Source organism: Pseudomonas sp. MYb185 (assembly GCF_002979975.1).
Lineage (GTDB): Bacteria > Pseudomonadota > Gammaproteobacteria > Pseudomonadales > Pseudomonadaceae > Halopseudomonas.
The window spans coordinates 1-12,774 of sequence record NZ_PCQD01000011.1; the positions used below are offsets into that span (position 1 = coordinate 1).

Genomic DNA, 12,774 nt, shown 5'->3' on the forward strand with positions numbered 1-12,774 from the left:
TCTCCGACCTGAAACCTTACCGCCGTTCCGGGCCAGGGAGGCGCATTCTACAGGAGCCTAGCCCCTTGTCAACGCCTTCCTTTCAATCCGTTTTCACCGGCCTGTTCTGCCCGGACTTGCGTCCGAACCGCCCTGGCGGTGAGCGGCGCATTCTACGCCGTTTCGCTTGTCTGTCAACCGCTAAATCATCCTGTCCTTTACTGCTACAACAAGGATAACCCTTTGATTGTACTGGAGTTTTGCAACCCCACCGCGACAAGCAAGGCGCGCATTATAGGCCGCTCAGATCTGCCGTCAAGCGGTTTTCACAGCAATCCTGGCAAACTTCTTCTTGCCCGCCTGGCAGACATGCACCGAGCCGAGCTGGAATACGAAATCCCGGTCCACCACCTCGCCATCCACCTTCACCGAGCCAGCGCTGAGCAGATCCCGCGCCGCCGCGGCATTCTTCACCATCCCGGCCTGGTTCAGCACTGCCGAGATCGGCAGACTCGCTTCCGATTCGATGATCACTTCCGGCAGATCTTCCGGCAGTTCGCCATCCTTCAACCTGTTACCCGCCGAACGATGGGCGCTGGCCGCCGCTTCCTCGCCATGGAAGCGCGCCACCAGCTCCTCTGCCAGCTTGATCTTGATGTCCCGCGGATTGGCTCCCGCCTCGACATCGGCCCGCAGGCCATCAATCTCTTCCATGCTACGGAAGCTGAGCAGTTCGAAGTAGCGCCACATCAAGGTATCAGGCATGGATACGATCTTGTTGTACATTACCCCCGGCTGGTCATTGATCCCCACATAGTTGCCAAGGGACTTGGACATCTTCATCTCACCATCCAGGCCGACCAGCAGCGGCATGGTCAGGGTGATCTGTGGCTCCTGCCCATACTGACGCTGGAGCTCACGCCCCATCAGCAGGTTGAATTTCTGGTCGGTGCCGCCCAGCTCGATATCCGCACGCATCGCCACCGAGTCGTAACCCTGGATCAGCGGATAGAGAAATTCATGGATAGCGATCGATTGTCCGCCCTTGTAACGCTTGTCGAAATCATCCCGCTCCAGCATCCGCGCCACGGTGTATTTGCCGGCCAGCTGGATCATGTCGGCAGCGGAGAAGTCGTCCATCCACTGCGAGTTGAACACCACCTGGGTACGCTGCGGATCAAGAATCTTGAACACCTGCTCCTTATAGGTCTCGGCGTTGGCCAGAACCTGCTCGCGGGTCAGCGGCGGACGCGTGGCATTCTTGCCGCTGGGGTCACCGATCATGCCGGTGAAGTCGCCAATAAGGAAAAGTACATCGTGCCCGAGTTCCTGGAACTGACGCAGCTTGTTGATCAGTACGGTATGCCCCAGATGCAGATCAGGGGCCGTCGGATCGAAACCGGCCTTGACACGCAGTGGCGTGCCGCGCCCCAGCTTGGCTCGCAGCTCGGCTTCCACCAGAATTTCGTCCGCCCCACGCTTGATCAGCGCCAACTGCTCGTCAACCGGCTTCATGCTTGATTCCTGTTCAGTGAAGTTTGATAAAAGTCAAAGAAGAAAGGGGAGAAACGATACAACATTGACGACCAAGATTAAACTTGGCCCAGCGATACACGCGGCACCGCCCTAGCACAGGTCAAAAAATGACGCCGAAAACCTGACGGACGGGTACGCAAAAACTTGCCTTGAGGCACTTTCGGTTATAATTTAGCAAGTTACTTCACTTTTCACAGAATCAACCAGAAGAGCGCTTATGGGTCATCACAAGTCAAAGTCACCGCGCTACCCGAAAAGCCATCTGATGGCTGCCAGTGGTATCGCCGCCGCGCTGAGCATTTTTCTGCTCGTCATCCCCACAACCGAAGTCGAAGCCAAGAAAACCCTCGTCCAACTCGACCTGCAGGAGCTGCGCCTGGAAGGTTCGGAACCGGCACTCTCTGAAGAGTTGGATGCACTGATCAGCGAAACAGTCACAATCACCTCGCCATTGCAGCTGACCAGCACTTCCGAATCCATGAGTACCGCCGCCTCGCCGGAAGTCGTTCAGGCCGGCATCAGCTTGCAGCCCGTGGCCGCCGAGCCTGCGGAAGCACCCGCCCCCGAGTGGAGCAGCGTGACCGTGGCCCCCGGCGACACCTTGTCCATCGTGTTCCAGAATGCCGGACTGTCCGCCAACACCCTGCACGCGGTAGTGAACAGCAGCAAGGATGCCAAGGCATTTACTCGCCTGCGCGTCGGCCAGGAGCTGGAACTCAAGCTGGATGACGAAGGCCAGCTACTCGGCATGCGCTCCAAGCTCAACAGCCTGGAAACCATTCGCGTCGACCGGGACGGTGACAGCTATGCATTCAGCAAGGATGTCATCGAGCCTGATGTCAGCACCCGTTTTGCCAACGGCAGCATCGACAGTTCCCTGTTCGTCGCTGCGCAGAATGCCGGCCTGTCGCACAACCTGACCATGCAGATGGCGAACATCTTCGGCTATGACGTGGACTTCGCCCGTGAGATCCGCCAGGGCGATAGCTTCGAAGTGCTGTTCGAAGAAAAGCACATTGATGATCAGCGCGTCGGCACCGGCAATATCCTGGCTGCCCGATTCACCAACCGGGGCAAGACCTATACCGCGGTGCGCTATACCGACCGTAACGGCCAGAGCAGCTACTATCGGGCAGACGGCACCAGCATGCGCAAGGCCTTCATCCGCACGCCGGTGGAGTTCGCGCGCATCAGCTCGCGCTTCAATCCCGGCCGTCGCCACCCGGTGCTGAACAAGATCCGCGCTCACAAGGGTGTGGACTATGCAGCCGCTACCGGCACGCCGATCAAGGCCACCGGTGATGGTCGCGTGGTACACGTGGGTCGCAAGGGTGGCTACGGCAACACCGTGGTGATCAAGCATGGCCAGACCTACCAGACCCTGTATGCGCACATGAGTCGTTACGCCTCCGGCCTCCGTGCCGGCAGCAATGTGTCCCAGGGCCAGGTGATCGGCTACGTCGGCGCGACCGGTCTGGCGACCGGCCCGCACCTGCATTATGAGTTCCAGGTCAATGGCACCCATGTGGACCCCCTGAGCGTCAAGCTGCCGGCATCCGATCCCATTCCGCAGGGCGAGCGCACCGCCTTCATGGCGCTGAGCAATCAACTGATGGCCAGCCTGGATCAGCAAGGCGCGACCCAACTGGCTCAGCTGGACGAATAAGTGACAGCGTTCCATGTCGGCATCATGTCAGGCACCAGCCTGGATGGTGTCGACATCGCCCTGACCAGTTTTTCCCCGGCCTCACCACGCGCTACGCTCATTGGCGCTCTCTGTCTGCCACTTCCTCCAGACTTGCGCAGCGACCTGCTCGCCCTCTGCCAACCCGGAGCGGATGAAGTTCGTCGCGCAGGCATCGCCGGCCAGCAGTGGGCGCGTCTGGCCGCACAAGGCGTGAATCAGTTGTTGCAGCAACACGGCATCAGCGCCAGCCAGGTGGCCGCCATCGGCAGCCACGGCCAGACCATCCGCCACCACCCCGAATCCGGCTTCAGCGTGCAGATCGGTGCGCCAGCATTGCTGGCGGAGCTGTGCGGAATCGACGTCATCAGCGACTTTCGCAGCCGCGACCTGGCCGCCGGTGGCGAAGGCGCACCATTGGTACCTGCCTTTCATGCCTGGCTGTTGAGCGACCCGGAGCAGTCCAGGGTGCTGATCAATATCGGCGGCTTCGCCAACCTGACCCTGCTCAGCGGTGATGAGCAGGTTTGCGGCTTCGATAGCGGACCCGGCAATGTACTACTGGATTACTGGACGCAGCAGCATACCGGTCAGCTGTTCGATGCCGATGGCACCTGGGCACGCAGCGGCCAGGTGATCCCCGGTCTGCTGGACAGACTATTGCAGGATCCCTATTTCAGCCGGACGGCACCGAAAAGCACCGGTCGCGAGTACTTTCATCCCGCCTGGCTGCAACAACACCTCGACGGTCGCCATGACCGCCCCGCCGATGTGCAGGCAACCTTGCTGGAGCTGACCGCCCGCACTATTGCCGAGGCGCTCGCCGGCTGCCAGTCGCAGCCCGAAGCGGTATATATCTGTGGCGGCGGGGCCCGCAACGGTTTTCTGATGGAACGCCTGCAGCAATTGCTGGTTCCCCGGCCGGTGCAGAGCACCGCCGCGCTGGGAGTGGACCCGGACTGGATGGAAGCGATGGCCTTCGCCTGGCTGGCCTGGCGTTGCCAACTGCGCCAGAGTGGCAACCTCCCCGCGGTCACCGGGGCCAAAGGAAAGCGTATTCTAGGCGCGATCTACCCGGCCTGAAGCATCGACCAAAAAACTCAGATGGAGAACGACGAACCACAACCACAGGTAGTGGCGGCGTTCGGGTTGTTGATGACGAAACGCGAGCCTTCCAGGCCTTCCTGGTAGTCCACCTCGGAGCCGGCCAGATACTGGAAGCTCATCGGATCCACCACCAGACGCACACCGCCGCGCTCGATGATGGTGTCATCTTCGGCCAGCTCGTCGTCGAAAGTGAAGCCATACTGGAACCCGGAGCAGCCCCCGCCGGTGACGAATACGCGCAAACTCAGGCGCTCGTTGCCCTCCTCCTCGATCAGCGCCCGGACCTTGCCCACCGCACTATCGGAAAACTGCATCGGAGCAGGGGTAAAAACTTCAGCACTAGACATACATCCTCCGGCGGCAGTGCCGCAGCACAACTAAGCCGGCTATTATCCGTTTATCCGACTCTTTTGGTCAACTACTCTTGAATTCACGACCGCCCGCCAACTCGCCGACAGCCGCCTCGGCACGCCCATCACCCAGATAATGCAGCTGGCCATTGATCTGCGCGCCGGACACCATCTCCATGAACCGATAGTACAGGTCGCCATCGACACGTGCCTCTGCATCCAGCTGCAGATGCTCGAAGGCATGCACGTCCCCGACGATCACGCCGTTGATCACAACGCTCGGCGCCTTGATGATGCCTTCGACGTAACCTTCCTGGGTGACGCTGACCAACCCTTCGTCCGCATCGATATTGCCGATCACCCGGCCATCCACCTGTACCGCACCGCTGAAACGCAGGTTGCCGCGCAATTCTGCTTCCCCGGCAATCACGGTAGTCTTGCCAGCATGCTGGCCAATGGTGGTTTTCTTGCCTCTGTCCAGTTTCAACATCAGGATCCGACTCCCGTCTCGGTCCATTCCACAGTCTGCTCCAGCAGCAGCTGGCCGTCATGCTCCACTTTCAAGTGCACCCGCTCAGGCTCGAAACCCACCGGCAGCATCAGCTCGGCCTCATTGCCGTTGGCCGGCACCACCTGGAAATAGCGGAAGTTCAGCGCCAGGCTCTCGGCACCATCAGTGGTGAGCTCCGCTAATGGAATCCGCACTTCCTGGCCCTCCTGCTTGCCCTGCACCTCGATACCCAGTGTCGCCTGCACCGTGTCGCTTTCATTACCGACACGGCTGACCATGACTTTGTACCGGAAAACCCCGGGCACGTCCGTGCGCTGCAGCTCAAAAGCCTGAATTCGCACCCCCGGCGCCATGGCATTGGGGGCCAACGCGCCCTGGTATTGCGCCAGGTCCTGCTGCAGGCGGAACAACTGCTGCTCCAGATCGGTGATTACCTCCTGGCCATCGCTGAGGGACTGGCGGGCGACCAGCAGGTCCACCTCCAGTTGCTGGTAGCGCAGGCGGGTGTCTTCCAGTTCGGCCTGGATGCCGGCCCGCTCCTCACGCAGATGCTGGTAATCCTGCATCTGCGCCGAATGCATCGCCGCGGCCCAGCCCAGCCATGCGCACACCGGCAAACCGGCCAATAACAGCCACGACAGCCATCGCGGGCGGCGCTGCTGCGGACTGGCTGGCGGCCGCTCAACGCTCTGCTCGGCTATGGGCTGGTCGATCTTTTCGCTATCCATCAAGGCATGAGCGCCGGCTGTTCCAGCCCCATGCGCTCATCCAGCCCCAGGGCGATATTCATATTCTGGATCGCCTGCCCGGATGCGCCCTTGACCAGGTTGTCGATCACCGACAGCACCACCACCAGGTCACCGCCCTGCGGCCGGTGTACCGCCAGGCGGCAGATATTGGCGCCGCGCACGCTGCGGGTTTCCGGATGGCTGCCGGCCGGCATGACATCGACGAACGGCTCACCGGCATAGCGCTGCATGAACAGCTCCTGCAGATCGATGCTGTGGTCCGGCACGTGGGCGTACAGGGTGGAATGGATACCGCGAATCATGGGTGTCAGGTGTGGCACGAAGGTCAGGCCAACCTCGCCACCGGCAGCACGCTGCAGCCCCTGCACGATCTCCGGCAGGTGCCGGTGTCCCGGCACACCATAGGCCTTCATGCTTTCGGTGGTCTCGCAGAACAGCGAAGCCACCTTGGCCCCACGCCCGGCACCGCTGACCCCGGACTTGCAGTCGGCGATCAGGTTGTGCGGCTGTGCCACGCCCGCCTCGAGCAAGGGGATCAGCCCCAGTTGCACCGAGGTCGGGTAGCAGCCGGGCACGGCAATCAGCCGGGCATTGCGGATCGCCTCGCGGTTGACCTCTGGCAGGCCGTAGACCGCCTCGCCCAGCAGCGCCGGCGCTCCGTGCGGCTGGCCATACCATTTGGCCCAGAGTTCGGCATCACGCAGGCGGAAATCCGCCGACAGGTCGATGATGCGGGTACCGGTGGCAAGCAGTTCGGCAGCCAGGCCGTGGGCGACACCGTGGGGCGTGGCGAAAAACACCACATCGCAGGCACCCAGGGCGGCAGTGTCCGGCACGCTGAAAGCCAGCCCGTCGTAATGGCCACGCAGGTTCGGATACATGTCCGCCACGTGCACGCCCTGCTCCGATCGTGAGGTGATGATCTCGACCTGGGCCTGCGGGTGTGCCGCAAGCAAACGCAGCAATTCGACACCGGTATAGCCGGTTCCCCCAACAATGCCTACCTTGACCATTTTACGCCTCATATCGATTAACATGGCTGACTAGCTCTCTATGATAAAAGCGCCGCTGGAAATTACCAGCACGGCTGCCAGTATCCGAGCCCCTATCTGCCGTTCAGGAGCCTAACGTGTATCTGTGGATCAAAGCCTTTCACATCATGGCCGTCGTTACCTGGTTCGCCGGGCTGTTCTACCTGCCCCGGCTGTTCGTCTATCACGCCATGAGCGAGGACCAGGTCAGCCGCGAGCGATTCAAGGTCATGGAGCGCAAGCTGTATCGCGGCATCATGACCCCTTCCATGCTGATCGCCGTCGGCCTTGGCATCGGCCTGCTGGTATTGATGCCGCAGTGGCTGCAGCAAGGCTGGCTGCATGCCAAGCTGACGCTGGTAGCGCTGTTGATCGTCTACCATTTCCTGTGTGGTGCCCAACTGCGGCGCTTCGCCAATGACAGCAATACCCGCTCCCACGTGTTCTACCGCTGGTTCAACGAAGCGCCGGTACTGATTCTGGTCGGCGCGGTGTTACTGGTAGTACTCAAGCCGTTCTGATCAGTCGGCCATCACCGCGCGGTGACGGGCCCAGTCGCGCAGCGCCTGGATGCGCTCGGCCATGACCACCGACAACGGCGACGTGTCATTGAGCGCTCCCAGCACATGACCGAGGCCCACCTCTTCCTGGCGGGCCGCGGCACTGTAGACCGCCGAAACCACCGCCTGTTCGATCTCGGCCCCGGCAAAACCATCGCTGGCAGCGGCCAGCGTCACCAGGTCGAAGCGCTCGATCGGCAACTCACGGCTGCCCAAGTGAATACGGAAGATATCCTCACGTACCCGCGCATCGGGGAGGTCGACGAAGAACAGCTCGTCCAGCCGCCCCTTGCGGATCAGCTCCGGCGGCAATTGCATCACATTATTGGCCGTCGCGACCAGGAATACCCGGCTCTTGCGCTCAGCCATCCAGGTCAGCAGGGTGCCAAGCACCCGCCGGGAAACACCCTGGTCGGCACTCTCCTGCGCCACGCCCTTCTCGATCTCGTCGATCCACAGCACACAGGGCGCCATGGCATCGGCCATGGCTAGCGCCTCGCGCAGGTTCTTCTCGGTTTCACCAATGTACTTGTCATACAACGCGCCGAAATCCATGCGTAGCAGCGGCAGCCCCCACAGCCCCGCCACGGCCCGTGCCGCCAGACTCTTGCCCGACCCCTGCACGCCGGCCAACAGCACCCCCTTGGGAATGTCAGCCGCGCTGGAACCAGTGAAGGCCGCCTGGCGATCCGCCAGCCAACGCTTGAACTGCGCCAGCCCGCCGACGTCGGCGAAGCGTGCGGTATCCTGCTCGAAGCTCAACACACCCTGCATGTCGAGCAGGCTGAACTTGGCGCGGTTCAGCACCGGCAGGTCTTCCTGGGTGATGGCGCCATCATCGACGATCAGCTTGCGTGCCAGCAGCCTGGCCTCCTCATGGGTCACCCCGCGCAGGTTGCGCACCACCTGTTCCAGCGTGCGGCTGTCGGTGCGCACGCGGCGGCCCTGGTTGCGCTCGGTCCAGCGCGCCGCCTCCTCACGGATGATCGCCGCCAGTTGCTCGTCCGAGGGCATGCTCAAGCTGATCCGCGCCGCCAGCCGCCGCAGCTCCGGCGGCAATGGCAATTCGTGGCTGACCAGCAACAGGGTCGGCGCCGGGTCGGCCGGCTCCATGGCGATCATCTTCAGCAGACGTACCAGGCGTGGCGACGACATGAACGGATGCAGGTCGCAGAACACGAACAGCGCCGGCTCGCGCTGGCGGCGGATGTACTCGAGCGCCTGTTCCGGGTCGGTCAGATCCTCGGCGGCATCGATTGCCGTGCCGAAGCCCAGGCGCTGCAGACCCTCGACCTGATTCCAGGTATACCAGCTCTGGCTGCGCTTGACCGCCAGGGTGGCGATCGCCTCGAGCACGCGCAGCTCTTCCCAGGATTCGATAACGATCAGGCGGGTCCGGGAATCCAGCATCAGCCCCAGATCATGGATATCATTCTTCATTGTGCTTCCCAGCGCTGTTCCATTCCATCGTCGGTTGGTTACACTGACGACACTACCACCGTTAACGAGGAGCACACAGTGGATTGTCTGTTCTGCAGCATTGCCCAAGGCAAGATCCCGTCAAAGAAGATCTTCGAGGATGACCGTGTCCTGGCCTTCCACGATATCAACCCCCAGGCTCCCGTGCATTTTCTGGTGATCCCGAAAAAGCATATCGCCACTCTGAACGACATGACAGAGGAAGATTGTGAACTGGTTGGCTACATGAACTACGTGGGCCAGCGCCTGGCCCTGGAGCTGGGCTGCGAGGGCGGTTTCCGTACCGTGTTCAATTGCAAGGAGATGGGCAGCCAGACGGTCTATCACATTCACCTGCACGTGCTGGGTCAGCGGCAAATGGGTTGGCCTCCGGGTTGATCCGCGACAACGCCTGCGGCTGAGTCAACCGCTATACTGGGAACAGTTTCAGGAGAGAATGCATGAGCACACGTCAATACAGCCTGTTCGACCGCCTGCTGAGCCAGTCCGAGCAGGCCATGCGCACCCTGGTCCCGGGTGCAGCCCAGGCCGGTCGGCCATCGCCGGCCCAGCATCTGCGCGCCGATGCGGTAACCGAAGAGCAGCGCCGGCATATAGCCGGGCTGATGCGCATCAATCATACCGGCGAGGTGTGCGCGCAGGCGCTGTACCAGGGCCAGGCGCTGACCGCCAAACTGCCGGATGTGCGTGACAAGATGGAACAGGCCGCCACCGAAGAGATCGATCATCTGGCCTGGTGCGAGCAACGCCTGAGCGAGCTGGACAGCCGCACCAGCCTGCTCAACCCGCTATTCTACGGTCTGTCTTTCGGCCTTGGCGCGGCCGCCGGCAAGATCAGTGACCGTATCAGTCTTGGCTTTGTCGCTGCCACCGAGCAGTTGGTGGAGCGCCATCTGGATGATCACCTGCGCCAGCTACCGGAGGATGACCTCAAGTCCCGGGCGATCCTCGAGCAGATGCGCGAGGATGAGATCGAGCACGGCAGCCAGGCACTGCAGGCCGGCGGCGTGGTCTTCCCCCGGCCGGTGAAAGCCGCGATGAAGCTGATGTCCAAGGTAATGGCCAGCGCTACCTATCGCATCTGATCCAGCGCAGCCCGGCTTGCGGGCTGCGGTCAGTCGATTTCGACAATCTCGTAGTCGTGGGTGATTTCCACCCCGGCGCGGCCGAACATGATCGACGCCGAGCAGTATTTCTCGGCCGACAGCTCGACGGCACGCTTGACCTGCGCTTCCTTCAGCTGTTTGCCGGTCACCACGAAGTGGATATGAATCTTGGTGAATACCTTGGGCTCGCTCTCGGCACGCTCGGACTCCAGCACGGTGTGCACATCCCGAATGTCCTGACGGCCTTTTTTCAGAATGCTGACCACATCATAGCTGGCACAGCCGCCGAGACCGATCAGCACCGTTTCCATGGGACGCACGCCCATGTTGCGCCCACCGGACTCCGACGGCCCGTCCATGACGATGGTGTGCCCGCTGCCCGACTCGCCGAGAAACATGACGCCGTCTACCCACTTGATATGCGCTTTCATTCCGCTCTCCCGCTGCAATGAGTTTTTCGCTGGCGGCGGAGAATAGCACACCGCCGGTACAGCCGCCGATGCTGGTCATTCCACGTGAAACTGGACATAATCGCGATTGGTCTCATGAAGAGGCTGCAAGGATGCCCATGTTTGCATGGTCTGCCCGATCATATCTGACAGGATGACAAAAATGGTTGCTCTTTCCCTGACACCCAAAATAAAGAATATCGATGCGTTTCTGGGACAGTGTTATCGCCGTCGCTTCGCCCCGCGCAGCACCATCATTCACGCCGGAGACGTTTCCGATCGTCTCTACTATATCGTCAAGGGGTCGGTCACCATCCTGATCGAGGATGATCAGGGCCGCGACATGATCATCGCCTATCTCAACCAGGGCGACTTCTTCGGCGAGATGGGCCTGTTCGAGGAAGATCAGGTCGAGCAGGACCGCAGCGCCTGGGTCAAGGCCAAGAGCGAATGCGAAGTGGCCGAACTGACCTATGCCAAGTTCCGCGAGATCACCGAACGCGACCCCGAGCTGCTATATGCCGTGGGCCGGCAGATGGCCGACCGCCTGCGCCGCACCACCCGCAAGGTCGGCGACCTGGCGTTTCTCGATGTGACTGGCCGCGTCGCCGGCACCCTGCTGGAACTGTGCAAACAGCCCGACGCCATGACCCATCCCGACGGCATGCAGATCAAGATCACCCGCCAGGAAATCGGCCGCATCGTCGGCTGCTCCCGGGAGATGGTCGGGCGCGTACTCAAGACCCTCGAGGAGCAGGGCCTGATCAGCGTCAAGGGCAAGACCATGGTGGTGTACGGCACCCGCTAGGGCCTGTTGCCGTTTCATTAGCCATCGCCTGAGGTACAATCGCTGGATACTTTTTATCCGGCGAGGCTGTCATGGGGCTGAACAACGAGTGGATGCAGCGGGACATTTCGGTGCTCTGGCACCCCTGCACCCAGATGAAGGATCATGAACACATGCCCATCATCCCGATCCAGCGGGGCGAAGGCGTGTGGTTGCATGATTTCGATGGCAACCGTTATCTGGATGCGGTCAGCTCCTGGTGGGTGAATGTCTTCGGCCACGCCAACCCCTACATCAATCAGCGCGTCAAACAGCAGCTCGATACCCTCGAACACGTCATTCTCGGCGGCTTCTCGCATCCGGCGGTGATCGAACTCTCGGAGCGTCTGGTGGCGCTGACGCCTGCCCCCCTGACCCGCTGCTTCTATGCCGACAACGGCTCCTCCTGTATCGAGGTGGCGCTGAAGATGAGCTTTCACTATTGGCTCAATACCGGCAAACCCCAGAAGAAGCGCTTCATCACCCTGTCCAACAGCTACCATGGGGAAACCCTGGCGGCCCTGGCAGTAGGTGACGTGGCGCTGTACAAGGAAACCTACGAGCCGCTGCTGATGGACGTGATCACCGTGCCGTCACCGGACTGCTATGAACGCGAGCCTGGCAGCAGTTGGGAAGAGCACAGCCGGCTGATGTTCGAGCATATGGAGCGCGCACTGGCAGAACACCATGAGCAGGTCGCCGCGGTGATCGTCGAGCCGCTGATCCAGTGCGCTGGCGGCATGCGCATGTACCATCCGGTCTACCTCAAGCTGCTGCGCGAGGCCTGCGACCGTTATGGCGTGCACCTGATCCACGATGAAATCGCGGTCGGCTTCGGTCGCACCGGCAGCATGTTCGCCTGCGAGCAGGCCGATATCAGCCCGGATTTCCTGTGCCTGTCCAAGGCCCTGACCGGCGGCTATCTGCCGATGTCCGTGTGCCTGACCACCGACCGCATCTACGAAGCCTTCTACGACGACTACGAAACCCTGCGCGCCTTCCTGCATTCGCATAGCTACACCGGCAACCCGCTGGCCTGTGCCGCGGCGCTGGCCACGCTGGATCTGTTCGAGCAGAACGACGTCATTGAAAGCAACAAGGCGCTGGCCGCGCACATGGCCAAGGCCACCGCGCATTTCACCGAGCATCCGCACGTGGCCGAGGTACGCCAGACCGGCATGGTGCTGGCCATCGAGATGGTACAGGACAAGGCCAACCGCACCCCCTACCCCTGGCAGGAGCGCCGTGGGATCCGCGTCTATGAATATGGCCTGCGGCATGAAGCCCTGCTGCGGCCACTGGGCAGCGTGGTGTACTTCATGCCCCCCTACGTGATCACCCCCGAGCAGATCGACCACCTGGCCAGCGTCGCCTGGGAAGGGATCGAACGGGCCACCAGGAACTGAC

At 61.6% G+C, this 12,774-nt stretch carries 14 protein-coding genes; 7 read left to right on the forward strand and 7 right to left on the reverse strand.

What is annotated here, in order from left to right:
* Positions 1-294: 294 nt before the first annotated feature.
* Positions 295-1,494 (reverse strand): tyrosine--tRNA ligase, encoded by a 1,200-nt coding sequence (gene tyrS / locus CQ007_RS15100; RefSeq protein WP_105646675.1) that lies wholly within the window; start codon positions 1,492-1,494, stop codon positions 295-297.
* Positions 1,495-1,732: 238 nt separating this feature from the next.
* Between tyrS and CQ007_RS15105 the strand changes: the two genes are divergently transcribed.
* Together CQ007_RS15105 and CQ007_RS15110 are read left to right on the forward strand one after the other, a co-directional pair.
* Entirely contained in the window at positions 1,733-3,181 is a 1,449-nt protein-coding gene (locus tag CQ007_RS15105) for a peptidoglycan DD-metalloendopeptidase family protein (RefSeq protein WP_105646676.1), read from the forward strand.
* Positions 3,182-4,282: an anhydro-N-acetylmuramic acid kinase gene (locus CQ007_RS15110; RefSeq protein WP_256582301.1), complete on the forward strand. Its 1,101-nt coding sequence runs from the start codon at positions 3,182-3,184 to the stop codon at positions 4,280-4,282.
* Between the two features lie 17 nt (positions 4,283-4,299).
* On the opposite strand, the gene erpA is transcribed toward CQ007_RS15110, so the two are convergent.
* The 4 genes from erpA to argC all read right to left on the reverse strand — a co-directional run bounded on the left by erpA (position 4,300) and on the right by argC (position 6,929).
* Entirely contained in the window at positions 4,300-4,653 is a 354-nt protein-coding gene (gene erpA, locus CQ007_RS15115; RefSeq protein WP_105646677.1) for an iron-sulfur cluster insertion protein ErpA, read from the reverse strand.
* 67 nt (positions 4,654-4,720) lie between these two features.
* Complete coding sequence (locus CQ007_RS15120) at positions 4,721-5,146, reverse strand: polymer-forming cytoskeletal protein (protein WP_105646678.1); 426 nt, start codon at positions 5,144-5,146, stop codon at positions 4,721-4,723.
* A complete protein-coding gene (locus CQ007_RS15125) occupies positions 5,146-5,895 on the reverse strand; it encodes a DUF6776 family protein (protein WP_105646679.1) in 750 nt (249 codons plus the stop codon). The genes CQ007_RS15120 and CQ007_RS15125 overlap by 1 nt, the downstream gene beginning before the upstream one ends.
* Positions 5,895-6,929 (reverse strand): N-acetyl-gamma-glutamyl-phosphate reductase, encoded by a 1,035-nt coding sequence (gene argC / locus CQ007_RS15130; protein WP_105646680.1) that lies wholly within the window; start codon positions 6,927-6,929, stop codon positions 5,895-5,897. The genes CQ007_RS15125 and argC overlap by 1 nt, the downstream gene beginning before the upstream one ends.
* Positions 6,930-7,045: 116 nt before the next feature.
* On the opposite strand from argC, the gene hemJ reads away from it, so the two are divergent.
* On the forward strand, positions 7,046-7,468 hold the full coding sequence (gene hemJ / locus CQ007_RS15135) for a protoporphyrinogen oxidase HemJ (protein ID WP_105646681.1): 423 nt from the start codon (positions 7,046-7,048) through the stop codon (positions 7,466-7,468).
* Here the strand turns inward: hemJ and CQ007_RS15140 are convergent, their stop codons facing one another.
* Positions 7,469-8,947, reverse strand: a complete 1,479-nt coding sequence (locus tag CQ007_RS15140; RefSeq protein WP_105646682.1) for an AAA family ATPase — start codon at positions 8,945-8,947, stop codon at positions 7,469-7,471. It lies immediately after the preceding gene.
* Positions 8,948-9,025: 78 nt separating this feature from the next.
* On the opposite strand from CQ007_RS15140, the gene CQ007_RS15145 reads away from it, so the two are divergent.
* Both CQ007_RS15145 and coq7 read left to right on the forward strand, forming a co-directional pair.
* Positions 9,026-9,364 carry a histidine triad nucleotide-binding protein gene (locus CQ007_RS15145; protein WP_256582302.1) on the forward strand — a complete coding sequence of 113 codons (339 nt, stop codon included), beginning with the start codon at positions 9,026-9,028 and terminating at the stop codon, positions 9,362-9,364.
* A gap of 62 nt (positions 9,365-9,426) precedes the next feature.
* Entirely contained in the window at positions 9,427-10,071 is a 645-nt protein-coding gene (coq7, locus tag CQ007_RS15150; RefSeq protein ID WP_105646684.1) for a 2-polyprenyl-3-methyl-6-methoxy-1,4-benzoquinone monooxygenase, read from the forward strand.
* 29 nt (positions 10,072-10,100) lie between these two features.
* Here the strand turns inward: coq7 and CQ007_RS15155 are convergent, their stop codons facing one another.
* A complete protein-coding gene (locus tag CQ007_RS15155; protein ID WP_105646685.1) occupies positions 10,101-10,523 on the reverse strand; it encodes an OsmC family protein in 423 nt (140 codons plus the stop codon).
* 181 nt (positions 10,524-10,704) lie between these two features.
* Between CQ007_RS15155 and crp the strand changes: the two genes are divergently transcribed.
* Both crp and CQ007_RS15165 read left to right on the forward strand, forming a co-directional pair.
* Positions 10,705-11,349 carry a cAMP-activated global transcriptional regulator CRP gene (gene crp, locus CQ007_RS15160; protein ID WP_105646686.1) on the forward strand — a complete coding sequence of 215 codons (645 nt, stop codon included), beginning with the start codon at positions 10,705-10,707 and terminating at the stop codon, positions 11,347-11,349.
* 71 nt (positions 11,350-11,420) lie between these two features.
* Entirely contained in the window at positions 11,421-12,773 is a 1,353-nt protein-coding gene (locus CQ007_RS15165) for an adenosylmethionine--8-amino-7-oxononanoate transaminase (RefSeq protein WP_105646687.1), read from the forward strand.
* Position 12,774: the final 1 nt, after the last annotated feature.